Genomic DNA, 22,981 nt, shown 5'->3' with positions numbered 1-22,981 from the left:
TTATGCCACAACCTCTCGTTTATTTTCAAATTGTTTATACTCTTCCTCTTTCATAACTTTCTTTAAAATTTGAACAGACTTCCATACTTCTTCATACGTATTGTATAAAGCTACTGGCGCAAGTCTTATCCCATTTGGTGCTCTGAAATCTGGAATTACTCCATTTGCCTTTAGTGCTTTACAGATACGCGCTGCTTCCGCATGCTCTAAATAAATATGTCCACCTCGTTTTTCATCCTCTAACGGGTTTCCAATTGTAAATCCGAAATCTTTTAATTCATGATCAATTAAATCCAGCATGTATCTCGTAATATGTAAAGACTTTTTACGTAAACGTTCCATACCAGCATCTTTAAAAATTTCAAGAGAACCGATTAACGGTGCTGTACTTAATACGTGAGGTGTACCAATTTGATAAGCACCTGCATGATCAGCTGCAGTTAATGTATGCTCCATATCAAACTGTTTATCTTTTCTAGAACTAAACCATCCAGACAATCCTGGCAGTCTATTAAAATGTTTACTATTTACATAAAGACCTGCAACACCACCCGGCCCTGCATTTAAATATTTATAATTGCACCATACAGCGAAATCAACATCCCACTCTTTAAAATGATGTGGAATAGAACCAATTGAATGACATAAATCAAATCCGATATGAATGCCACGTTTATGAGCTTCCACTGTTAAACGTTTCATATCAAGAATTTGACCACTTCTATATAAGACTGAAGGTAATAAAATTAAAGCGATATCATCTTCCATTGCCTGAATAATATCTTCTTCAGAAAGTGTTCGACCATCTTGGCTTTTCACTCTTACTAAATGCTCATCTGGCTCTAAGCCTTTTAAACGAATTTGACTTTGAAGTGCATAAATATCTGACGGGAAAGTTAATTCATCCGCAAGAATTTTTGTACGTATTCCTTTCGGCTCATAAAACGTCGCAATAACTTGGTGTATATTCGCAGTCGTGGAACCGGTTACAATAGTTTCTTCTGGTAAAGCTCCAATAAGAGGTGCCGTCAGTTCACCTAATTTCTCCGAAAGGAAAAACCATGGATGTTCGCCTTCTGTCCAGCCATCAATGCCATACTCTTTCCATGAATCTAGTAAAGTAAGTAACGATTTTTCTGCTCTTTTCGAAAGTAGTCCTAATGAGTTTCCATCTAAATATATAGTTCCTTCTTTTTTATAGAATTCAGTTTGAAAATCTTTCAGTTCATCATGTTTATCACACTCAAGCGCATACTCATAAGTTGGTTGAAATGGTTCTTTATACATGGTGTCACCTTCTCTTAATTTTCTTTTTATTCTAACTAATTGAAATATATCACCTTAGTTGATATAACGTCAATGATATTATGTCAGTTGACTTTACATACTATCTTCTTTTACAATACAATTATATTTTCAGATATTTCAGTATAAAGAGGTGATTCTTTGAAAAACACTACTCTTTCAACAAGAAAACACCGCTCCTTAGAAACAAAAAAGAAACTATTACATTCGGGTTACACTATTTTTATTACTAATGGATTTCAGAAAACGACAATCACGCAAATTATTAAACATGCAGAAACTGGTTATGGAACAGCATATGTATACTTTAAAAACAAAGATGATCTCCTTATCGTGTTAATGGAAGATGTTATGAATCGTTTTTATAATATTGCTGGGCGCTCTTTCTTCCCTCAAACGAAAGCAGCAGCACGTGACTTGATTCAAAATCACGTTAGAGCATTCCTACAATTAGCAGAAGAAGAACGAGCTATTTTGCAAGTTGTCGAAGAAGCAATCGGATTATCAAAAGAGATACGTCAAAAATGGGGTGAGATTCGCGAACGCTTTATAAAAAGTATTTCGCAGGATATTACTTACTCTCAAGAAAGTGGATTAGCGCATCCTGAATTAAATAAAGAGCTCGTGGCACGCGGTTGGTTCGCAATGAATGAAATGTTTCTTTGGACTATTGTACAAAATAACAAAGAAGTAAAACTAGAAGAAATAGTGTATACATTAACGGAGATGTATACAACGGGATTATATAAATAGCGCACTTCACATATTTAAAGTGTGCTATTTTTTCTTAAAATCATCATTCTAACTATAAATGGAATAGCCTATTATAATAATTGCGAGTATGTATGTGATTATTATAATCATAAGAATACAACCTGTTTTATTTTATTGTTTTAACCTACTCACAATTCCAATAATAAACTTATACTCAGCTCTACTTTTCCTTACTTTCTTAAAGCCCTCTTTCGTATCAAAAATAAAACACGTTTTCCGAAACCAAACACGGACATAAAATGATTCAAAATAAATAGGTCTCACAATTCCTTTTTCCTCAAATTCAGTACCGTCTGTATTTTCGGTCTCTGTTCGAACGAACCATCTATTCCCGATACCAATTTCAATATACTTCACATACTAACCTCCTTTAGGGAATTTCCCGTCTAACTACTTTATTATTTCCCTGGGAAGCGCACATTCCGACAGAACATGAGCTCAAAAAGAAAAAGCAGATTACAAAAATCTACTTTTATAGATTAAATTTTTGCATTCGTTTATAAAATGTACTACGGGGTACATCTAATAGTTTTGCAGCTAACGAAACATTTCCGTTTGTCTTTTGTAATGCTTCAATCATGCTATCACGCTGTATTTTTTCGCGAAAATTCAATGTATGTTCTGTTTTATTTTCAACTTGTAACTCAAGTTGTTGTTGATTTCCCATCATTGTTTGTAACAAAAAAGCGACTTGTTTTTCGCATATTTCCCGCCCTTGCGACAAAATGTAAATGCGTTCTAATACATTTACTAGTTCTCGAATATTTCCGGGCCATGTATGTTGTAAAAATTGATTGCAAATACTCTTTGGAAATACAACATTCCAATTCTTCCGTTCGCAAAAGTGTTGTATAAAATATGGAATATCCTCTTTTCTTTCTAGTAACGATGGAACATATAACGGATAAACGTGCAAACGATAATATAAATCTTGACGGAATTTCCCTTCTTCTGCTAACCGTAGTAAATCTTTATGTGTGGCAGTAATAATACGAATATTTACTGGTACCTCTTTTGAACTTCCTATTGGAGTTATTGTGCGTTCTTGTAAAACACGCAATAATGCTACTTGCATCTCTGATGGTACTTCACCAATTTCATCTAAAAACAATGTTCCTCCATTCGCTTGTTCAAATTTCCCTTTATATCCTTGACGTCGCGCACCTGTAAACGCACCTTCAGCATAACCGAACAATTCACTTTCCATTAATTCTTTAGGCAAAGAACCGCAGTTAACAGCTATAAAGGGCCCGTCTTTTCTTGGACTATTTTCATGAATCGCTCTCGCAACATATTCCTTTCCTACTCCTGTCTCACCACATACATACACACTAGCATCAGTCGGTGAAACAAGCTTAATTTCTTCTAGTGTGTGTTGAAATGCTTTGCTTGTCCCGGTAACTCCTGAAAAAGTAATTCCTTTTATAAATGTGAAAGCAGAATATGTATTCATTTGTTTGTTTTCCTTTAAATACATACATTTCCCGATCATTCTTTCATTACTATATACTGGTATCTCTAATTTAGTTTCCAATCCATAGCGCATTAAATCTTCAAGTTTCATTCTTGACCAATTAGTTACTCGTTCCCGAACGCTCTTACTCGCAGAAACGATAACATCACGATGATTACAAATAACTACTTGTTCATCACTATCAATGACATCTAAAAAACGATGAATTAAGTGTAATTCATTTTGATGAACTCTTATGCTACATTCACGTTCTATCGCATGTGCAATTGAAGTTACCATACCGAGCATATATGGATGCGAAAATTCAATTGGACAGGAGAAATCTAGAATACCAATTAATTTCCCGTCATCGTTATGAATGGGAGCAGCCGCACAACTCCAGCTATGAGATGCCACGGAGTAATGTTCAGTACCACTTATCATAATAGCTTCTTCAATTTCTAATGCTGTTCCTATTGCGTTTGTCCCCACAGCTGCTTCCGTCCATTTTACACCTTCAATAAAATTAATATGTTTCGCTCGCTTTAACGTTTGTTTATTTCCACTTAAGGATAGAACATAACCATCTGGATCGATTAATAATGCCATCATTTGTAGTTCATCAATGGTTTTTCTCATATTTTGTATTTGAGGTAATGCTATATCAAGGAAAATTTCACTCTTTTTCTTTTGTTCTTGAAAAATGTTAGAAGACAAAATTTTCTGACCTTTATTCATATGAGAATTCACATTTGCTTGTTTACATCGATGCCATGACTCTGAAATTCTTTCGTTTATACGGTTCGAATCAAGGACTCCTTTATCAATAAACTTTTTCCATGTATGTAAGTAAAACGGTGAAGCTAACATTGTATCATCTCCCTTTTAATTGTTTTGGAGATTTATTCCGCATTAACGGGCAGTAAGACCCCCACCTCAAAATTCAGCTAGAGCAAAGAAGTGAGGTGCGGGTCCGGCTGCCCGTAAAAGCCTGATTGGTTTAACTAATAATTAGCGAGGGATGAATAACACCTCCACTGATTAAAGTTTCACTTTATAAAACATACTTTTATTATAAAACTGAATAAAAGCGTTTTCAATACAACTAGAAAGACGACACAAATATGTTAATAATTTGAATATTTTACTGCACTTCTTTATTCTTTTTTAGTAGCACTACTATATTTTGTATAATGGACGCAATGAAAATACATAACCAAAATCACTTTTGTGGATTACCATTTATAAAGAAAACAATCACGGCTATTGCAAATAAAATAGCGGCTGATAAACTAATATATAATTTCGTTCTGACCTGCATTAGTCTTAACTCCTATTATTTTACAGTACATACTAACTCTTCATTTTTCATCTCTACTATGTACTCTTGTAAAACATATTCTTTCCCGCCATAGTTTTCATACCATTCATGTATTCTTCTAACATGCATCTCGTCACTTCTAATTTTCGATTCTATTTCTTTATACTGTTCATAACTATCATATTCCCATATGGCAAATACTTCAGACGTACCATTCTTATTATCTTTCATCCAGCGTCCTATTAGCCTAGAACCATGCTTTAACTGATTAGGTAAGTTCGTGTTATTGAAATGATCATTAAATACTTCTATGAATTCATTTTTCACTACATAGTACTTCCTTCTGTAAAACATACTTCTTCACCTCTTTTATGAAAAGTATCAGTAAACCTTCCCATCACTACCGTATTATAATACTTTCCATCCGATAGTCTTTTGTCATTTTTCAAAATGCCTTCTATTTCAAAACCTAATTTTTTATAAAGATGAATAGCTTTCTCGTTTGTCTCTAATACTTGTAAAGATATTTTATTTACTGCATTTTCGTCAGCCCATTTAATAGATTGTTGTAATAGGTTCTTACCCATTCTATATCCCCAAAACTCTTTTAAAATGCAAACACCAAACTCTACTTTATGAGATAATCTCTTAAAATTTGATCCTTCACATCTTGAAAATCCAACGATTCGATTGTGCACTTCTGCAACTAAAAAGAGATTTTTCGTCTCTTCACTATCTGTTTTTATTATTTTTTGAAATCCTAGATTATCTATAAATCCCTCTCCAGCATCTCTATCCATATTTTCAGTTTCTCCATCAATCTGAACTCTAATTTTCGATAACTGCTCAGCATCTTTCTCAGCTGCAGAACGAATTGTATAAGTTAATCCATTTATATGAAACTCTTGCTCTTTTACAATCATGTCAAACTCCTTTCAAATGAATATAATGGCGCTATTACAACTTGTTTACCTTGTTTCTCAAAGTCCTGAACAGTTTCTTTACTAGCCTCTTCGTCAGTTATAATAATGTCAATTTCTTTTAGAGACTCTCCTCTTATAAAACAATCTATTCCAAGTTTATTATGCGGAACTAAACAAATATTTCTTCTAGCAATTTCACTTACTCTTTTACTAAAATAAGCAACTTCAGGTGTTGCAGTACTAATACCTTGTAATGAAATGCCTCCACCTGTAGAGAAATAAAGATCAATAGAAAATCTACTTATCAATTCAGAGGCAAGTGTATCAGTAATATTCCCTGAAGGTTTTACTTTTCCGCCAATTAAATACGTATCAATATTCTTATATTCTCGTAGATAACCAGCTATTTCTATAGAATTCGTAATAACCGTAAATGATACTTCCGGTAAATATTTCAGCATCGCATTATGAACGGAAGCCCCACCAATAAAAATTGAATCACCTTCTTTTATATAAGATACCGCAACTCTTGCAATTGTGTCCTCATATATTGAGCTATCACTATAACGTTTAGCTGGTTCCGCAGCTAAGTTTCTCACTCGCGTAAGTTCAATTGCACCTCCGTGCGTTCTTTTTAATAAACCATCCTTTTCCATAATAGACAAATCTCTTCTTATAGAATCAATAGACATATCAAATCTTTCCGCAAGATCTTTTACGATTACTCTTCCATCTGTACTAAGTAGTTCTAAAATTTTCTCCCGACGTTCTTCAGTAAACATGTTATCACCACCGTTATTGAATATTCAGAAATTTGAACTTTATGTTAATTATATGCACGTTTCTTCCGTTTCACAATATTTTCAATCCTTTTTCTTCCGTCTTTATGCAGGTTTTCTCTCTTTTTCTATTTTGTTAACTTTACATAAAATAAATGCACATTTGCATATTCTACTAAAAGACTTCTATTTATTTCCTTATTCATGTAAAATTTTTCCTATGTTTTACTTTTTAATACAGAAAGGAATTACTATGAAATCATTAATCAAAACGACATGTACAGCATTATTATTTACGGGAATATTAACAGGATGTAATAGCAATACTACACCAAAACAAGAAAAGAGCGCTCTCGAAAAGAATGCAATGCACTATGGAGAAATAGTTAAAAACGAATACTATAGAGCAACAGTTGAAAATGCAAAATTTGAAAAAATAGACAAAGAGTGGCGCCTTACTACTCGTGTTATGATTAATAATGTTCGAGACGATGGACAAACTATTGATCTTTCGAAAATAAAATATTTCATACAAGATGAAAAAACTAGTCAGAAATATGAAGGTGAAGCTCATCCGATAGATGACGAGCACTATAAAAATGTTCCACACAAATTTTCTTTAACTACTGACGTTGTATTTGAAATGAAAACTTCTCCTAAAGACTTAAATAACATGTATTTGTATATTGATAGTAAAGTTGCTCCATTAACAAATACATATTGGAAGCTTGGGAATCTAGCATCAAAATAAAAAAACAGTCTTTATTGACTGTTTTTTTATTGTTGAACTTGTAAATACCATCTAAAAGAACTCTCTTTATTATTAGTTAATATACATGTAACTTAATCATTTTTTCTCAAGGAATACATCTGCTGCCCAAATCGTCACTTCTCTAAATGGACAGTCAAATAAAACACCTAGTTCAAAACCATCTTCAGTAAGAGCTATTTCATGATATAGCCACCAAGCACTTTCAAAGTTTTCTGGCATAGAACACTTGGTTACTCCTATAAAAGTTACTTCAAGTTTATCAAATTCACTAAAAGTACCACTGCAATCTAATACGATAGACAAAGTATCTTCTGATTTTCTCTTTACTACTTTAATCACACTATCATGTAGTGACATCTCATGTAGCTGAGCGACATGAGACGGAAGTTTTTTCTTAATGGAATTAAAATGTTTTAAGTATGATTGATCTAATTGTGCCATTCTTGCCTCATAATCTGCTGTCCACTCTAACAAAAGTTTCTTTAATTCATTAGGTAGATATACTGAATCAAACATGTTGTTATGAATGTATGGATGTAGTGTTTCAGGAAGATAGTGTAATAAATCTTCTTTCCTTTCTTCTACTTCGTCTTTCAAACTTTGTATATAATCGGGATCTATGTCTTTCCATTCTTCTATTGACTCTATGAAATGCACAAATCCTGAAATTTGCATTTCTTTATACCAATCTTTTGTGAAATATTTCAATTACATCTCTCCTAAAACATTTTATCATCCAAGAAAAGCAATGTATCCGCTTATTATATCATTCCAATAACCATTTTTTCTAAAGAAAAAATGTAAAAATGTAAATATTCCGCCTATTTTTTCTAAAACTTCAGAATATTTACAAAAATAAGAAATTAGAATACATTTTAGTTGTACAAGATTCACCTGTACAAAAATCTAAACAAAAAGGGATGGTTATATGTTGAAGAAATTAGTAGCAGGAACATTAGTAGCGGGTTTTGCATTAACTGGCGGACTAGGCGTAGCAAGTGCTGAAGAAAAAGGTAACACAATTAAGTCATTTGATTATTTAAAAGTGGATGAACAGAATGTTACTTCATTTGCAAAATTAAGTGATCAGGATAAGAAAGACATCCAAATTACTATGGTATTACCAGAGCAAAATGAAAATGGAGATTGGTTAGCTTATGGTTTTACTAGTAGAGAAACATTGGATGCTTATATTGAAAAAGATAAAAAAGCACTTAAAAATAAAATTAACCCTTTAGGTAGTGGTGCTGGTAGTACTGATTTTTATGAACATAAAGATAAAGGTGGCCAATATATTTACTGGAGCAGCGGCTTTAAAAACTTACCATCTAGCTGGAACGACAGAATTTCTTCTGTAAGTACAGCGTCACCTTCTGCAAGTTATTCAACGACACTTTGGGAGCATACTTCTACACAAGGATATGGAAAAGGTGTTTTATTTAAACACGCTGATTGGTATGGTAAAACTGCTAATTTAGCTCCTGATTGGAACGATATAACTTCAGCTATTGAAATTAAATAGTAAAAATTCAAACCACTATTCTCTCATTCATTTAGAGAATAGTGGTTTATTATATTTTCATTTAAGCATGTACAGCATGTCCTATCGCCTGCAATAAAGCTTCATGAATTGCCTCAGATAAAGTTGGATGTGCTGCAATATAACCTCTCATAATATCAGCGGTAACTTCTGTATGAATCATTACGGTGCCTTGACCAATTAGTTCAGTTGCACGAGGACCGATAATAGAAATCCCTACAATTTCTTGATATTTAGGTTCCACAATGACTTTTACTTTCCCCATTTGTTCTCCTAAAATAAGAGCTTTTCCATTCGCTGTAAAAGGAAATTCTCCGATAATAATATCATCATATTGTTCTCTTGCACCTTTTTCACTTAAACCGACGCTAGCTATTTCTGGAGCTGTGTATATACAACGAGGCACAGCACGATAGTTTACTTTCACATCTTCTCCGCTCGCATGTAATGCCGCTGTCGTTCCTTCATGAAAGGCTACGTGAGCAAGCTGTATTCCTCCAATAATATCACCGGCTGCGTAAATATGTGATACGTTCGTTTGCATATGCTCATTTACAGTAATCCCTTTATTTGAAAATTGAACTCCTGCTTTTTCTAATCCTAAATCTTGTACACGAGGTTTTCTACCAACAGAAACGAGAACAAATTCTGGAGTTACTTCGTGCATACTTCCTTCGTATTCAAACGAAGCCTGTTTCTTATAATTGTTTAATCCTTTTAAAGCTGCTCCTGTGAAAATTTCTACACCATCATTTTCTAGTTTCTCTCTTAAAATGCTTGCGATATCTTCATCCTCACCAGGTAGTAATTGCGGTGCCATTTCAACAATCATTACTTTCGTTCCAAGACGACTATATATACTGGCAAATTCGCAACCTATTACGCCACCGCCAACAATAAGTAATGAAGCTGGTATGTTTTCAAGAGACATCGCATGACTACTATTTAAAATCCATTTCCCGTCGAATGGAGCAAAAGGTAATTCAGTAGGTTCTGAACCTGCCGCAATAATGAATTGTTCTCCAACCACTATCGCTTCCTTATTCCCCTGCATAACTCGCAGACGATGATCCGTTTCAAATTTCCCTTTCCCCTTTATAACTTTAATTTTATTTTTCTTCATTAAATATTTTATTCCTTGTACGAGCTGCACAACAATTTGTGATTTTTTCGTCTGTATTTGATTCCAATCAATTGATATACTTTGCTTATCTACTAATACACCAAAACGTTGCGCATGATTAACAATATTGTATACTTCAGCACTTTCTAACAAAGATTTCGTAGGCATGCACCCGACATTTAAACAAGTTCCACCAAGATCAGCTTCATCAATAAGAGTAACATCTTTCCCAGTTTGAGCTGCGGTAATTGCCGCCACATATCCAGCGGGTCCGCCTCCAATAACTACTAATTTATTCATTCTCCCACCTTCTCTTTATAAAAGAATTGTTACCGGTTCTTCTAAGTATTGTTTAATTGTGCGTAAAAATGCAGCTGCTGGTACACCGTCTAGTACACGATGATCAAATGTTAAACTTAAAGGTAACATACTACCTTTTTTTATTTTCTTTCCTTTATATACTGGAACATGTTCAATTGCACCTACACCTAAAATACCAGTTTCAGGTGTATTTAATACTGGCGTAAAATATTCGATACCAAAGCTTCCTAAATTACTAATTGTAAATGTCGTTCCTTGCATATTATCACTATTTAAACTACCTGCTCGTGCCTTTTGTGCCACATTTTTAATCTCTTTAGATAACTCTACTAAAGATAGATTATTTGCAAAGCGAATAGCCGGAACGACTAAGCCGTTTTCTAACGCTACTGCCATACCTAAATGAACATGTTCAAATTGATGGATTGCATCATCTATATAAGCGCTGTTCATTTCCTTATGCTCCTGAAGCGCTAATACAACAGCACGAGAAACCAAATCAGTAATGGTTAGTTTGTTATCGTACCGTTTTTGTACAACTTCCGCTATTTCTTTATGTAAAGCAACTAAATCCGTAACATCTACTTTCATCGTTAATGTCAATTGTGCGCTATTTTGGAGGCTTGCTTGCATCCGATTTGCGATCTCTTTCCGCATACCGGTAACAGGAATTACTTTACTTTCTTCTTTTACAAACGTTTCTGGGGTAGCAACTTTTTCTTCAAGTACTTTTAATACATCTGCCTTTGTAATTCTCCCACCAGGACCTGTTCCTATTAATGTGGAAATTCCAATATTTTCAACTGTTGCCATTTTCTTTGCTACAGGAGATATTTTTATTCTTTGTTTCTTTGATCTTTCTTCCGCGTACGGTTCAGGATGTTGTACATTTTGAGGTTCTACTTTCGGTATTGATTCTTCTGTAGCATTTACGGTTTCATTTACCGATACCTGTTCATTTGGTTTTCCGATGTAACATATTACAGTACCAGGTGGAACTCCTTCATCTTCACTTACAGCTATATCCAGTACCGTTCCATCAGCGGGTGCTTCTATTTCTGTTTCGATTTTTTCAGAATTAATACTAGCAATTAATTCACCTTTTGCTACATTATCACCAGCTTTAATATTCCAACTCGTAATAATACCTTCTTTCATCGCCATTCCTAATTTCGGCATTACAACTTCTACAGCCATATTTCTCTCTCCCTTCTCATCGTTTCATTACACATTCAATAAAGAACGGTCCCCAATCATTTCTGATACAGTTTCAATTACTTTCTCTGGCGTTGGTAAATATAGTTTTTCAAGTGGTGGTGAGAACGGAACTGGTGTATGTGGTGCTGTAATTCGTTTAATAGGTGCATCTAATAAATCGAACCCTTTATCCGCTACAATTGCTGCAATGTCTGTTGCGATACTACATCTTGGGTTTGCTTCATCAATAACGATAAGACGATTTGTTTTTTCAACAGATGCTAAAATTGTATCTTCGTCAAGCGGTGATAAAGAGCGTGGATCAATAACTTCTACCCCAAGTCCTTTTTTCGATAATTGCTCCGCAGCCGCAAGCGCAGTATGAACTTGCTTCCCAATTGCGACAATCGTTATATGAGAGCCTTCCCGTTTAATATCTGCTTTTCCTAAAGGAATTGTATAATATCCTTCTGGCACTTCACCTTTCATATTGTAAAGTGTTTTATCTTCAAAGAAGATTACTGGATCATCATCTTCAATTGCCGCTAATAATAAGCCTTTTGCATCATACGGGGTGGACGGAACGATAACTTTAATACCTGGAATGCTCGTAAATAACGCGTATAAACTTTGAGAATGCTGAGCTGCTGCGCTAAATCCAGCACCATGCATCGTTCGAATTGTAACTGGTACTTTTGCTTTTCCACCAAACATGTAACGGAATTTTGCACCTTGGTTTAAAACTTGATCAAGACAACTACCGATAAAATCATTAAACATTAATTCAGCGATTGGACGTAATCCCGTTGCCGCCGCTGCCATCGCAGCTCCCATATAACCAGCTTCAGAAATTGGTGTATCTAAAATACGATTTCGGCCAAATTCTTGTACAAGCCCTTTCGTAACGCCAAGAACACCGCCCCACGCTTCATCATCTTGCAAATGATCAACTTGTGCACCACCCGCAACGTCTTCACCTATTAAAATTACATTTTCATCACGGTGCATTGATATTTTCATCGCTTCATTGATAGCAGTTGACATACTTACTGTTCTAGTCATTATTTTTCACCCTCCTCTTATTTGTAAGAAACGTATACATCTTTTAATAATTCTTCATCCTCTGGATATGGACTATTTTCACTAAAATCAATTGATCGTTGCACTGCTTCGTCTACTGCTTTTTCCATATCAACAAGTTCAGATTCCGTTAATAAACCTTCATGAATTAAATGCTTACGGAAATTCACAATCGCATCTTTTTCATTTAAATGTTCTTCTTTTTCTTCTGAGGTTTTATATGTTTGTGCTTCTCCTTCGAAATGGCCGTAATTACGATATGTCATACATTCAATTAAAGTTGGGCCACCGCCATTACGTGCACGTTCAACAGCCTCTTCCGCTGCTTTATATACCGCTAGTAAATCTTTTCCATCTACTTGAACTCCCGGAATGTTATATGCTTTTGCACGATCAGCAATAGAATCACAACTTGAAGCATATTCAAATGTAGTTGCTTCACCGTAACCATTATTTTCAGCGATAAAAATAACTGGTAACTTCCAAATCGCCGCTAAATTAACCCCTTCATGGAATGTTCCTTCATTATTTGCTCCGTCACCGAAGAAGCAAACACTTACATCTTTCGTTCCTTTATATTTAGCTGTTAATGCTGAACCGCAAGCAAGTGGGAACCCCCCGCCTACAATGCCATTCGCACCAAGCATTCCTTTATCTAAATCGGCAATATGCATGGAACCGCCTTTACCTTTACATAATCCTGTCGCTTTCCCGAAAAGTTCAGCCATCATACCATTTAAATCACAACCTTTTGCAATACAATGTCCGTGACCTCTATGTGTACTTGTAATACTGTCACTATCCGTTAAGTGGGCACATACACCAACTGCTACCGCTTCTTCTCCAGCATATAAATGAACGAAACCTGGTAAAACACCTTGCGCGAACAATTCATGTACCTTATCTTCAAATTTACGAATCTCTAACATTTTTTCATACATCCAGCGAGCTTGTTCTTTCGTAATTTCATTCCCTTTACTTTCAGTTGTTTTTAACATGTCCAGCCCTCCTATTTTCTTTTTCATCCTTTATGTTGCAAGAAGCGTGCCAAATTCTAACCTTGATTTATTAGACTTTCTCTTCTTTTTAAAAATAAAAAAGTGGACAAAGCGAGACAGCTGTCTCGTTTTGTCCACTTTTGTTCACCTTACTAGAGAATCATTCCCTTATTCACTATCAAAACTTTTTTGTAGTTTCCGGATGTAAATAATTTGACCAATATGATACGCATTATGAGTAGTTACATTACCTAGCACTTCCCACCACTTCGCGGATACAGGAAATCCAACTACATCACTTTCAACCTTGTCTTCATTAATGAGATTTTGCCATTGTAACAATTTCTCTAATAATTTTCCCCTTAACTCTTCGAATGTTTGATTATCTGATAGCATAAAGCTTTTGTTATTGTCACCAATAGCGGGTACCGCATTAACATTTGATTCTTTATACCTAGTTTGCCACGTTGAGTTCCAATACAGTAAATGTTGTACAATTTCTGCTATACTATTACTCTCTTCATTCGGTTTCCAGAAAGCTTCTCTCTCTGATAAATCCTTCACTGCATCTGAAAATGGCATATACCAACTAGGATCATTCGCATTTGCTAACAACTGATCTGCTAATACGTCTTTCACATGGACCATTTTTCTTCCCTCATTTCATTGGCTTATATAATACTTACTTCTCTATATACGCTGAGTCTACACAATTCCCTTTTTAAATCATTCCAATACATATATAAATGAAAAAACTAAAGCACTTTATCATATAATCTTATTAAAACAACATGTATCATTAATAGATTTTATTCCTATAACTCGTTATGATAAAAGAAAAAGAAAGCGAGCGACCAATGAATAAAAAAATCGCGGTTATTACAGGAGCATCAAGTGGATTCGGACTATTAACGACACTTGAACTAGCAAAAAAAGACTATATTGTCATTGCTACAATGCGAAACCTTGAAAAACAAGTAAACTTACTATCTCAAGCTACTAAACTAAACTTACAACAAAACATCAAAATTCAACAATTAGATGTAACAAATCAAAACTCTATACATAACTTCCAAGTGTTTTTAAAAGAAATTAATAGAGTAGACCTCCTTATAAACAATGCAGGATATGCAAATGGAGGATTTGTAGAAGAAATTCTAGTAGAGGAATATCGTAAACAATTTGAAACGAATCTTTTTGGCGCTATATCAATCACTCAGCTTGTTTTACCATATATGAGAGAACAAAAAAGTGGAAAAATCATTAATATAAGCAGCATTAGCGGCCAAGTTGGATTCCCTGGTTTATCTCCTTATGTATCTTCAAAATATGCATTAGAAGGCTGGAGTGAATCCCTTCGCTTAGAAGTAAAACCTTTCGGAATTGATGTTGCTTTACTTGAACCAGGTTCTTATAACACAAACATATGGGAGGTTGGTAAACAACTAGCTGAAAACCAATCTGATACAACATCTCCTTACCAAGAATATATGGATAAAATACAAAAACATATTAATAGCGGTAGTGATACATTTGGTAATCCGATAGATGTTGCTAATAAAATCCTTGAAATTGCTGAAGCAAAGCGTACTAATTTACGATATCCAATTGGAAAAGGTGTAAAATTTATGATTTTTGCGAAGAAGATTCTTCCTTGGAGATTGTGGGAATTTCTTGTTTTGAGGAGTTTTAGGAAGATGTAAATAAAAAGAGTAACTATCAAGATAAATAATGGTAGCTACTCTTATTAAATATTCATCATTAAAAACCCAAACGATATCAATATGTAGAAAGAGGATCAAAATAAAACAACATTGAAACCATAAAAACAAATGCAAAGAATCCAATTATAGAAAGAATATATTCCTTTGTCTCTCTGTTATACTTCCATTCCATCCATACGCGTAATAAGGAAATTGCTCCAAAATAAATAAGTACAACAATTCCTATATTAGCATTTTCTGCTTTGAACAGATAAATAAAACTTAATATAAGATATACGATAAAAAGACCTATTTCTAATTTTACATGTAAACTATTTACATGCTTATATATCCAAACATTGCCCTTTGGCATATTTAATTTTCTTCTTAAAAACTTTTCTAAAAAATATCCTCCAATTATCATACTAATAACTATAATCCAAATAGTAGAGTTGCCCATTGCATTCCCTCCTATTAAATTAATTATATTTTTAATAAAGTAGACTATATAATTTTCCCATGTTTTGATAATGTTTCGATAATGTTTTCATTTTCTTTATGCTTAAGTAGTAGTTTTATCAAGACATGTTTTATGTATTGTACAACAACAATCTATTTCTCATCCTTTTTGTTTCAGGATGTTTAACTTTTTTCTTGCTATTCTTTCATAAGCGAATATGGATAGTACCTATAAAATTAATAGAGCCATTTTTGTAATTGACGGACCCCCCTCCTTTTATTTTCTTACTTTCATTTTCTCCGGCTGATCACTCGGATACGTAGCATTCTTTTTATTTTCAACATCCCAACTAATAATTGTTGCACTATCTCGCCCCAATTGATGATGCACGTGTTCTAAAACATTGTGAACATTTTCTTTAAGCTCTATCTTATTTTCATTCATATCGTTATACAGATTTAATGGCGTTTCATAACGACGTTCCCCACATTCTAATACCCCATCTGTCACCATTACAATTCGATTGTTGCCAGTACGTAATTCACGAATTCCTGATGAATAGCAAGGTACAGGTAATTCAAATGTATTTACATTGCCAATCCATTCGTAAAAATGACGTTGATTTAGTGCGTATTGCCCTAATTTATGTAATTCATCATGAAATACATAAACGAGACAGTCTCCAATAGATAGCCACCATATGTAGTTTTCTTTTCTTACACATAGTAAAAAAGCTGTTTCACCTTTAACTCTTTTGCACTTTTCTTTAAATGAGGAGGATTGAAAAATTGTAAGTATATGATTTGCAACTGATTGAAAAACTGTTTCAATTCGTTCATTCATCATTATTTTTATATTTTCATATTCTTTTTCGATTGTATGTATAACTAAATCAACACTTTCTGCGCTATTATGCCCGTCTAAAATAGCTGCAAATTCCCAATCATCATTTGACCAAACTAACGCACCGTCTTCATTCTTTTTTGCTCCGGCACTTATATTCCCACCGTATTTACCAAGTACAATGTCATCATATTGCTTAACTGAGATTTCCCCTAAACACATTTCCGTATTTCCAACCCATGAATATTGGTTATTATTTGTTGTATGCATACTCATTTACCATATACTTTCGTATTCTTTCACATAGTTTTTTAATTTCTTCAGAACCTCCATATGGTGCACCAGTTCAATTTGCTACTTCAGTCGGCGACCAAAATTCTCTTGGTGTATCCGGATAACGGGGAATAATATGCATATGTAAATGCGGTACACCATTACCCGAAACAAACGTGTAAATATGTTCTGCACCTTCGTTTTCTGTTAGCGCTTTACTTATTCTACTTGTTATAAGTCCAAATGCTTTCGCCTCATCTTCATTTAATTCAGCAAGACCAGGTACATGTCTTTTTATATCAATCATTACGTAACCGAGATATGTTTCTTCTGTATCCCAATGGACATGTCCAACGTATATAAGATCGTCTTCATAAATAGCGCCACCTGGAACTATAATGTTTCCTTTATGTTTTTCACAAATGAAGCAGTTTTGTTCTGCTGGATTGTTTATTGACATATCCATTACCATCCTTTTTATATATAATATCATAAAAAAAGGAAAAACAGGTTTTTCATTCCGAAAATTCAATCTTTTAAATTAGGAATTTTTACATTATTTCATTTTAAAAATTTGCACCTCATTCCTTCTTCAAAACCGCAATCCCCATTCCAATTACAATCCCAATCGCAATTCCAATTACTACATTATCAGTAAATAAGCCAGGTACTACGCCGATTACAACGCCTATAGCGACACCAATTGTCATTGCATTATTTCTTTTTTTATTATTAGCCAAAATAGCATCTCCTCACATCATTTCTCCCAATATAATATTTACATGAATGTTGCTATTTCCTAATATATTTTCTATCCCACTTGGAAATTTCCAAAAAATGTACTTTATTACTTTTCCATTCCCCCTATTTAATCCTCTTTATATGAAAGAATTTTCAAGTCACCATTACATCTACATAGGCATTTACTATAAGAAAGATCAGTTATTCATTGAAGGAGGAACGATTCAAATGTATCCTCATTGGAATCCAAATATAAATCAACAATATGCTTACTCCCCCCATCCCGTAAGAAATACGCTGCATCACGATTCTCAATATATGATGCAGCGCATCGCAAGTCTTGAAAACCAATTAGCGAAATTAATCTCATTAATCGAAGAAAATAATCAATTAATAAAATCAATGGAACAAGAAAAAAATCAAGTTTGTGCACCAGCTGGCGGTTCTGTTATTGTTCGTATGTAATCTTTTCGAACAAAAAACACACTTTGTATAATAAAGTGTGTTTTTTTGTTATTTTCTTTTTTGGTGAAATCCTTGTGTAATGCGGTCTAATATAATCGCGATGACAACAATGGCTAGTCCCGCTTCAAATCCCATTCCGATATTAACTTGTGTTACAGAACGGTACACATCTACTCCTAGTCCTGGTGCTCCTACAAGTGACGCTGTTACAACCATCGATAACGAAAGCATAATACTTTGATTCACTCCGGCCATGATCGTCCCAGTTGCGAGTGGTAATTGTACTTTAAATAGTTTTTGTGATGCTGTGGATCCAAATGCATTCGCTGCCTCAATTAAATCTTCCGGAACTTGTCTAATTCCTAAGTCTGTAAATCTGATTGTTGGTGGCATCGCAAAGATTACTGATGCAATTATGCCAGGTACTACACCTACTCCGAAAAATGTAATCGCTGGTATGAGATATACGAATGCGGGCATTGTTTGCATAAAATCTAATGTTGGTTTTAAAAACTTTGAGAAACGCTCATTTTGAGATGCTAAAATACCGATTGGAATTCCGACAATAATCGAAATAATAACAGATGTAAGTACGAGCGCTAATGTTTGCATCGTTTGTGCCCAATAGTTAATATTTAAAATAAATAACAATCCGATGAGTGTAAAAATAACTAAAGATAATTTTCTCGTTGTGTACCAAATGAGGAAACATAGTATAATAATCATCAATATAGCTGGTATTATTGTTAAAAAATTAGTGAGTAAATCAACGAATCCGCCGATAATATAAGAGAATCCTCGGAACAAGCCTTCAAAGTTCTCATATAAACTTGCAACAAACGAGTCGACCCATTCCCCTAATGGAATACGCGGTATACTATTCATCGTCTTTCACCTCTTCCTCAATGTTACCTGCAAGAGCTTGAATGACACTTTCACGTTTAATAATTCCTCTTAACCTTTTCTTCTCATCAATAACGGGTAACGGATATTTCATCTCTGCCATTTTTGCATACGTCTCTTCAAGTAAAGTATCTAAATAAACGTGCGGAATATCGTTAAGTAATAAATCAGCAATCGGCCACTGTTTTTGTACTGCTTTACTTGCATCATCTGCGGTTAATATACCTAAAAACTCATACTTTTTGTTTACAACATATACTGTAGAAACGCCCGCATTTCTCATAATTTGCAGTGCCACACGAGGTCCACGGTCAATTAATAAAGTCTCCGGTCGTTTTAATATAGACTCCGCCGTAATTACTTTTCCTAAATTCACATCCGCAACAAATTTCTCTACAAATTCATTAGCAGGGCTCATCATAATTTCTTCAGGCGTTCCAATTTGAACAATTTCTCCATCTTTCATTAATGCAATACGATCTCCAATTCGAAGTGCTTCATCTAAATCATGAGTAATAAATATTATTGTTTTCTCCATTTTATCTTGTAGCTCTAACAATTCATCTTGCATTTCTTTTCGAATAAGCGGATCTAATGCACTAAATGATTCATCCATAAGTAAAACATCCGGATCATTCGTAAGCGCTCTCGCAATACCAACTCGCTGTTGCATCCCACCACTAAGTTGACTTGGATAATTGTCTTTATGATGATCGAGTCCCACTAACTTAAGTGACTCTAACGCTTTTTTCTCTCGTTCCTCTACTGGAACTCCTTGTATTTCTAATCCGTATGCAACATTTTGTAAAACAGTACGATGCGGAAATAGAGCAAACTTCTGAAACACCATACTCATTTTCGTTCTTCTTACTCTTCGTAATTCCTCTTTCCCCATAGTTGCGATGTCTTCACCATCTATGTAAATATGACCTGCGGTTGGCTTAATTAATTGATTTAGCATGCGTACTAACGTTGATTTCCCGCTACCCGACAACCCCATAATAACGAATATTTCTCCAGAGAATACTTCAAACGTTGCCTTTTTCACACCAACATTCATTCCGGTCTCTTTTAAAATTTCGGATTTGCTTTTTCCTTCTTTTAATAAGGAAAGGGCTCTTTGCGGGTGTTTCCCAAATACTTTTGTTACGTTTTCAACACGCACCTTTGTATTATCCATGTCACTACTCCTTTTCTACCCATCTATTTACATAGTGTTGCGATTTTACAAAGAAATATTACATAAAAATGACATTCATAAGATTTCTTTAAAATTCTCGTTTCCGTTCATAATAAGAATGCTTACTTATACATTTATTTAAAAAGGCAAACGTTTCTTAGGAGGTTTTCAATGAGAAAGAAAATATGGCTTATATGCCTTGCATTATTTATTACTATGATTTTCACCTCATGTAATGCAACAAATGCAAATTCGAAAGGAAAAATTAAACTTGGTGTAACAAGTTGGAAAGAAAATATTGCAACTGCAAACATGTGGAAAGTGTTATTAGAACAAAAAGGCTACAAAGTTGAACTCATGTATTTAGAAAAAGCGGCAATTTGGACTGGTGTCGCTCGTGGTGATGTTGATGCAAATTTAGAAGTATGGCTGCCTGTTACGGATAAACCATTAAATGATCGATATAAAAATGACATTGTCTTAAAATCAAAATGGTATGAAGGTACAGGGCTTGGCCTTGTCGTTCCTTCTTATTTGAAAAACATAAACAGTATCGAGGATTTAAATGCACATAAAGATGAACTAGATAACAAAATTGTCGGAATCGAACCTGGCAGCAGCCTAATGAATTTAACAAATAAGGCGATGAAGGAATATGATATTAAACTAAAACTTGTCCAATCTTCAGAAGCTGCGATGATGAGTGAATTAAAAAAGGCATATACGAAAAAGAAACCAATCGCTGTTACGCTTTGGAATCCTCATTGGGGTTTTTCAGAATTTGATTTAAAATATTTAAAAGACCCTAAGAAAGTATATGGTGAAAAAGATGACATTTATTACTCCGTTCGTAAAGGTTTCGAAAAAGATCATCCGGATATTGTGAAATACTTTGATAAATGGAAAATGAACGATGAGCAACTTGGTACGTTAATGGTCATGTTAAATAAAACGAAAGATCCAGAAGAAGCAGCACGAAAATGGATTGAAAAGAATCAATCGTTAGTTGATGAATGGATAAAAGATTAATAAAACAGGCTAGAGAATTCGCATATTCTCTAGCCTGTTTTATCTTATTTTTTCGTAACAACATCATCTACAATCCCATATTCCTTCGCTTCTTCTGCAGTCATAAAATAATCTCTTTCTGTATCATGTGCTACCCTTTCAATCGGTTGCCCTGTTTTTTCTGCAATCATTTTATTAATATCATGCTTTAGCTTTAAAATTCTTTTTGCTGTTATTTCGATTTCAGTTGCCTGCCCTTGCGCACCACCAAGCGGTTGATGAATCATAATTTCACTGTTAGGCAATGCAAATCGTTTTCCTTTTGCACCTGATAAGAGTAACAACGCACCAAATGATGCTGCAAATCCCATACAAAGTGTTTGCACGTCTGGTTTAATTAAGTTCATTGTATCTAATATTGCAAAACCTGCTGTCGTTGATCCGCCTGGGCTATTAATGTATAAATATATATCTTTCTCTGCATCTTCCGCTTCTAGAAATAATAATTGAGCTACAACACTACTCGCTACTTGATCGTTAATTTCTGAACCGATAATAATAATTCGGTCTTTTAATAACCTTGAATATATATCATAGGAACGTTCTCCTAATTTCGTTTGCTCTACTACATATGGAATTGCATTCATTTTAAATCCCTCCAATAATTGTTATGCCGCACAAAGCATACAACTGTAGGAAGAAGGGTTTTTCGCACTGAATAATAAGACAGGTTGTTTAGTTGGTAACTTCGTAAAATCTATTGTTGGAAGAAGCTTAGTTAACAATTCCGGTCTTTCTTCACGAATAGACGTTACAATAATATCAATATCTTCTGTGAATTCAATGATTTCAAGCCCTTCTTCACTTACAGTTTTCAGCCTATTTCTACTCCGAAATAAAGAAGCTTTCACTGCTCCTTCCGATACAGAACATACTTTAGCGATATCAGCGATACTATATTGAAAAACATCCTTTAATAATAAAATTGTGGATTGTTGTACATTTAATGAAGATAATACTTTCCCTACCATTTCATGCAAATCTGCAATTTTTTCATGTGGTTCTTCGAAAGTAATTTGTTCCCTTATTTTTTCATGAACTGATTTTGACTTTATCTGGTCTAACCAACGATTTCTAGCTATTTTATATACAAGTGTCATGCAAATATCTTTATTACTATATTTTTGAAGAACTTTACAAACTGTTTCTTGGGCGAGATCTTCCCCATCCCATCTGTTTTTCGTTAAAAACGTACAATACCTTTTTAACTCTGCATAATTTTCAATCAAAAAATTTATATTTGAATGATTCATATCGATATGTTTCTTAAACAATTGCGTTACTTTTGTGCACAAAATAACCACTCCTTTTCAGCGCTTACTTAATAAACGATTGATGAAACAAAAAAGTTACGGGACTTAAAAAAAAATAATGTTTATGTTCAATAATTCGCGGTCATAAATATGTTATGTACAATTTTACGTGAGGAGGAACAAATTTGCCAAAATTAACAATTGAAGGTGCTGGCACTTTTGATGTGAAAGAAGGAACAAAGTTAGTATTAGCAATTGAAGATAACGGTGTAAACATTCTTCATCGTTGTGGTGGAAATGCACGTTGCACAACTTGTAGAGTAGAAATTATAGCGGGTGATTTCTGTGAAGCGAGTGCGAATGAAAAAAATGCGATGACAGAAAAAGGGATTGAAGATCATTTACGATTATCTTGTCAAATGCGTGTACATAAAGATATAGTCGTTCGTCCGGTACTTACAGTTGAAAATTCAGGATTAGCTACCGGTCCACGCCCAGCGGAGTAA

26 protein-coding genes and 1 pseudogene are annotated in these 22,981 nt (G+C 34.2%); 7 read left to right on the top strand and 20 right to left on the bottom strand.

The features are described from left to right. Positions 1–1,287 carry a kynureninase gene (gene kynU, locus JDS95_RS16370; RefSeq protein WP_000276279.1) on the bottom strand — a complete coding sequence of 429 codons (1,287 nt, stop codon included), beginning with the start codon at positions 1,285–1,287 and terminating at the stop codon, positions 1–3. Between the two features lie 159 nt (positions 1,288–1,446). Between kynU and JDS95_RS16365 the strand changes: the two genes are divergently transcribed. Then, a complete protein-coding gene (locus JDS95_RS16365; protein WP_000799614.1) occupies positions 1,447–2,058 on the top strand; it encodes a TetR/AcrR family transcriptional regulator in 612 nt (203 codons plus the stop codon). Between the two features lie 132 nt (positions 2,059–2,190). On the opposite strand, the gene JDS95_RS16360 is transcribed toward JDS95_RS16365, so the two are convergent. From JDS95_RS16360 to JDS95_RS16340, 5 genes are all read right to left on the bottom strand, one after another. Continuing rightward, a complete protein-coding gene (locus tag JDS95_RS16360; protein ID WP_000873854.1) occupies positions 2,191–2,436 on the bottom strand; it encodes a DUF3977 family protein in 246 nt (81 codons plus the stop codon). 115 nt (positions 2,437–2,551) lie between these two features. Then, complete coding sequence (locus JDS95_RS16355; RefSeq protein ID WP_199690676.1) at positions 2,552–4,402, bottom strand: sigma-54-dependent Fis family transcriptional regulator; 1,851 nt, start codon at positions 4,400–4,402, stop codon at positions 2,552–2,554. 466 nt (positions 4,403–4,868) lie between these two features. After that, positions 4,869–5,207 (bottom strand): NIPSNAP family protein, encoded by a 339-nt coding sequence (locus tag JDS95_RS16350; protein ID WP_000499989.1) that lies wholly within the window; start codon positions 5,205–5,207, stop codon positions 4,869–4,871. Further along, positions 5,180–5,776, bottom strand: coding sequence for a GNAT family N-acetyltransferase (locus JDS95_RS16345; protein ID WP_000635678.1), 597 nt, complete (start codon positions 5,774–5,776; stop codon positions 5,180–5,182). Before JDS95_RS16345 ends, JDS95_RS16350 begins: the two co-directional genes overlap by 28 nt. Next, complete coding sequence (locus JDS95_RS16340; RefSeq protein ID WP_000493650.1) at positions 5,773–6,558, bottom strand: DeoR/GlpR family DNA-binding transcription regulator; 786 nt, start codon at positions 6,556–6,558, stop codon at positions 5,773–5,775. The genes JDS95_RS16345 and JDS95_RS16340 overlap by 4 nt, the downstream gene beginning before the upstream one ends. Before the next feature lie 250 nt (positions 6,559–6,808). Here JDS95_RS16340 and JDS95_RS16335 point away from each other — a divergent pair, with 250 nt between their 5' ends. After that, entirely contained in the window at positions 6,809–7,306 is a 498-nt protein-coding gene (locus JDS95_RS16335; RefSeq protein ID WP_033661317.1) for a hypothetical protein, read from the top strand. A 96-nt stretch (positions 7,307–7,402) separates the two neighbouring features. On the opposite strand, the gene JDS95_RS16330 is transcribed toward JDS95_RS16335, so the two are convergent. After that, positions 7,403–8,035, bottom strand: coding sequence for a DUF4085 family protein (locus tag JDS95_RS16330; RefSeq protein ID WP_000873423.1), 633 nt, complete (start codon positions 8,033–8,035; stop codon positions 7,403–7,405). 220 nt (positions 8,036–8,255) lie between these two features. On the opposite strand from JDS95_RS16330, the gene JDS95_RS16325 reads away from it, so the two are divergent. Next, complete coding sequence (locus JDS95_RS16325) at positions 8,256–8,849, top strand: hypothetical protein (RefSeq protein WP_000914450.1); 594 nt, start codon at positions 8,256–8,258, stop codon at positions 8,847–8,849. 61 nt (positions 8,850–8,910) lie between these two features. Here the strand turns inward: JDS95_RS16325 and lpdA are convergent, their stop codons facing one another. The 5 genes from lpdA to JDS95_RS16300 form a co-directional block, all read right to left on the bottom strand. After that, positions 8,911–10,290 (bottom strand): dihydrolipoyl dehydrogenase, encoded by a 1,380-nt coding sequence (gene lpdA / locus JDS95_RS16320; protein WP_144467115.1) that lies wholly within the window; start codon positions 10,288–10,290, stop codon positions 8,911–8,913. A gap of 15 nt (positions 10,291–10,305) precedes the next feature. Further along, positions 10,306–11,508, bottom strand: a complete 1,203-nt coding sequence (locus tag JDS95_RS16315) for a dihydrolipoamide acetyltransferase family protein (RefSeq protein ID WP_144467114.1) — start codon at positions 11,506–11,508, stop codon at positions 10,306–10,308. Positions 11,509–11,535: 27 nt separating this feature from the next. Next, positions 11,536–12,570, bottom strand: coding sequence for an acetoin:2,6-dichlorophenolindophenol oxidoreductase subunit beta (acoB, locus tag JDS95_RS16310; RefSeq protein WP_000198879.1), 1,035 nt, complete (start codon positions 12,568–12,570; stop codon positions 11,536–11,538). 17 nt (positions 12,571–12,587) lie between these two features. Further along, a complete protein-coding gene (gene acoA / locus JDS95_RS16305; protein WP_000921287.1) occupies positions 12,588–13,586 on the bottom strand; it encodes an acetoin:2,6-dichlorophenolindophenol oxidoreductase subunit alpha in 999 nt (332 codons plus the stop codon). Positions 13,587–13,754: 168 nt separating this feature from the next. Next, the gene (locus JDS95_RS16300) at positions 13,755–14,234 is read right to left on the bottom strand and encodes a DinB family protein (RefSeq protein WP_000233796.1); all 480 of its coding nucleotides are present in this window, start codon (positions 14,232–14,234) and stop codon (positions 13,755–13,757) included. Positions 14,235–14,443: 209 nt separating this feature from the next. Between JDS95_RS16300 and JDS95_RS16295 the strand changes: the two genes are divergently transcribed. Further along, positions 14,444–15,289 carry an oxidoreductase gene (locus tag JDS95_RS16295; RefSeq protein ID WP_206773877.1) on the top strand — a complete coding sequence of 282 codons (846 nt, stop codon included), beginning with the start codon at positions 14,444–14,446 and terminating at the stop codon, positions 15,287–15,289. 76 nt (positions 15,290–15,365) lie between these two features. On the opposite strand, the gene JDS95_RS16290 is transcribed toward JDS95_RS16295, so the two are convergent. The 4 genes and pseudogenes from JDS95_RS16290 to JDS95_RS16275 all read right to left on the bottom strand — a co-directional run bounded on the left by JDS95_RS16290 (position 15,366) and on the right by JDS95_RS16275 (position 17,608). Beyond that, positions 15,366–15,749: a DUF4181 domain-containing protein gene (locus JDS95_RS16290; RefSeq protein ID WP_000528453.1), complete on the bottom strand. Its 384-nt coding sequence runs from the start codon at positions 15,747–15,749 to the stop codon at positions 15,366–15,368. 276 nt (positions 15,750–16,025) lie between these two features. After that, positions 16,026–16,868 (bottom strand): PP2C family serine/threonine-protein phosphatase, encoded by an 843-nt coding sequence (locus JDS95_RS16285; RefSeq protein ID WP_002093707.1) that lies wholly within the window; start codon positions 16,866–16,868, stop codon positions 16,026–16,028. Continuing rightward, positions 16,846–17,331: pseudogene (locus JDS95_RS16280) on the bottom strand (HIT family protein). The gene JDS95_RS16285 and the pseudogene JDS95_RS16280 overlap by 23 nt, the downstream one beginning before the upstream one ends. A 115-nt stretch (positions 17,332–17,446) precedes the next feature. Then, entirely contained in the window at positions 17,447–17,608 is a 162-nt protein-coding gene (locus JDS95_RS16275) for a glycine zipper domain-containing protein (RefSeq protein ID WP_245150784.1), read from the bottom strand. A gap of 226 nt (positions 17,609–17,834) precedes the next feature. Between JDS95_RS16275 and JDS95_RS16270 the strand changes: the two genes are divergently transcribed. Continuing rightward, on the top strand, positions 17,835–18,071 hold the full coding sequence (locus tag JDS95_RS16270; RefSeq protein ID WP_000283214.1) for a hypothetical protein: 237 nt from the start codon (positions 17,835–17,837) through the stop codon (positions 18,069–18,071). A gap of 48 nt (positions 18,072–18,119) precedes the next feature. On the opposite strand, the gene JDS95_RS16265 is transcribed toward JDS95_RS16270, so the two are convergent. Together JDS95_RS16265 and JDS95_RS16260 are read right to left on the bottom strand one after the other, a co-directional pair. After that, a complete protein-coding gene (locus JDS95_RS16265; protein ID WP_001084772.1) occupies positions 18,120–18,956 on the bottom strand; it encodes an ABC transporter permease in 837 nt (278 codons plus the stop codon). Continuing rightward, on the bottom strand, positions 18,949–20,154 hold the full coding sequence (locus JDS95_RS16260; protein ID WP_000370604.1) for a quaternary amine ABC transporter ATP-binding protein: 1,206 nt from the start codon (positions 20,152–20,154) through the stop codon (positions 18,949–18,951). The genes JDS95_RS16265 and JDS95_RS16260 overlap by 8 nt, the downstream gene beginning before the upstream one ends. A gap of 171 nt (positions 20,155–20,325) precedes the next feature. Between JDS95_RS16260 and JDS95_RS16255 the strand changes: the two genes are divergently transcribed. Beyond that, entirely contained in the window at positions 20,326–21,183 is an 858-nt protein-coding gene (locus JDS95_RS16255; protein ID WP_001227651.1) for a glycine betaine ABC transporter substrate-binding protein, read from the top strand. A 44-nt stretch (positions 21,184–21,227) separates the two neighbouring features. Here the strand turns inward: JDS95_RS16255 and clpP are convergent, their stop codons facing one another. Further along, positions 21,228–21,809, bottom strand: coding sequence for an ATP-dependent Clp endopeptidase proteolytic subunit ClpP (gene clpP, locus JDS95_RS16250; protein WP_000991620.1), 582 nt, complete (start codon positions 21,807–21,809; stop codon positions 21,228–21,230). Positions 21,810–21,830: 21 nt separating this feature from the next. Continuing rightward, positions 21,831–22,517 (bottom strand): RNA polymerase subunit sigma-70, encoded by a 687-nt coding sequence (locus JDS95_RS16245; RefSeq protein ID WP_199690675.1) that lies wholly within the window; start codon positions 22,515–22,517, stop codon positions 21,831–21,833. 143 nt (positions 22,518–22,660) lie between these two features. Between JDS95_RS16245 and JDS95_RS16240 the strand changes: the two genes are divergently transcribed. Then, positions 22,661–22,981, top strand: coding sequence for a 2Fe-2S iron-sulfur cluster-binding protein (locus tag JDS95_RS16240; protein ID WP_001125384.1), 321 nt, complete (start codon positions 22,661–22,663; stop codon positions 22,979–22,981).

The sequence above is a fragment of the Bacillus cereus group sp. N24 genome (assembly GCF_016483345.1).
Classification (GTDB): domain Bacteria; phylum Bacillota; class Bacilli; order Bacillales; family Bacillaceae_G; genus Bacillus_A; species Bacillus_A toyonensis.
Note: the sequence above shows the minus strand (reverse complement) of the source record. Positions and strands in the feature narration are given on the sequence as shown.

Excerpts from the sequence above, each read along its gene's own strand:
- JDS95_RS16265 (WP_001084772.1), bottom strand. The coding sequence starts at position 18,956 with ATGAATAGTATACCGCGTATTCCATTAGGGGAATGGGTCGACTCGTTT.
- JDS95_RS16255 (WP_001227651.1), top strand. The coding sequence starts at position 20,326 with ATGAGAAAGAAAATATGGCTTATATGCCTTGCATTATTTATTACTATG.
- JDS95_RS16300 (WP_000233796.1), bottom strand. The coding sequence starts at position 14,234 with ATGGTCCATGTGAAAGACGTATTAGCAGATCAGTTGTTAGCAAATGCG.
- JDS95_RS16290 (WP_000528453.1), bottom strand. The coding sequence starts at position 15,749 with ATGGGCAACTCTACTATTTGGATTATAGTTATTAGTATGATAATTGGA.
- lpdA (WP_144467115.1), bottom strand. The coding sequence starts at position 10,290 with ATGAATAAATTAGTAGTTATTGGAGGCGGACCCGCTGGATATGTGGCG.
- JDS95_RS16295 (WP_206773877.1), top strand. The coding sequence starts at position 14,444 with ATGAATAAAAAAATCGCGGTTATTACAGGAGCATCAAGTGGATTCGGA.
- JDS95_RS16260 (WP_000370604.1), bottom strand. The coding sequence starts at position 20,154 with ATGGATAATACAAAGGTGCGTGTTGAAAACGTAACAAAAGTATTTGGG.
- clpP (WP_000991620.1), bottom strand. The coding sequence starts at position 21,809 with ATGAATGCAATTCCATATGTAGTAGAGCAAACGAAATTAGGAGAACGT.
- acoB (WP_000198879.1), bottom strand. The coding sequence starts at position 12,570 with ATGACTAGAACAGTAAGTATGTCAACTGCTATCAATGAAGCGATGAAA.
- JDS95_RS16355 (WP_199690676.1), bottom strand. The coding sequence starts at position 4,402 with ATGTTAGCTTCACCGTTTTACTTACATACATGGAAAAAGTTTATTGAT.
- JDS95_RS16315 (WP_144467114.1), bottom strand. The coding sequence starts at position 11,508 with ATGGCTGTAGAAGTTGTAATGCCGAAATTAGGAATGGCGATGAAAGAA.
- JDS95_RS16350 (WP_000499989.1), bottom strand. The coding sequence starts at position 5,207 with ATGTTTTACAGAAGGAAGTACTATGTAGTGAAAAATGAATTCATAGAA.
- JDS95_RS16335 (WP_033661317.1), top strand. The coding sequence starts at position 6,809 with ATGAAATCATTAATCAAAACGACATGTACAGCATTATTATTTACGGGA.
- JDS95_RS16340 (WP_000493650.1), bottom strand. The coding sequence starts at position 6,558 with ATGTTTACTGAAGAACGTCGGGAGAAAATTTTAGAACTACTTAGTACA.
- JDS95_RS16270 (WP_000283214.1), top strand. The coding sequence starts at position 17,835 with ATGTATCCTCATTGGAATCCAAATATAAATCAACAATATGCTTACTCC.
- acoA (WP_000921287.1), bottom strand. The coding sequence starts at position 13,586 with ATGTTAAAAACAACTGAAAGTAAAGGGAATGAAATTACGAAAGAACAA.
- kynU (WP_000276279.1), bottom strand. The coding sequence starts at position 1,287 with ATGTATAAAGAACCATTTCAACCAACTTATGAGTATGCGCTTGAGTGT.
- JDS95_RS16345 (WP_000635678.1), bottom strand. The coding sequence starts at position 5,776 with ATGATTGTAAAAGAGCAAGAGTTTCATATAAATGGATTAACTTATACA.
- JDS95_RS16285 (WP_002093707.1), bottom strand. The coding sequence starts at position 16,868 with ATGAGTATGCATACAACAAATAATAACCAATATTCATGGGTTGGAAAT.
- JDS95_RS16325 (WP_000914450.1), top strand. The coding sequence starts at position 8,256 with ATGTTGAAGAAATTAGTAGCAGGAACATTAGTAGCGGGTTTTGCATTA.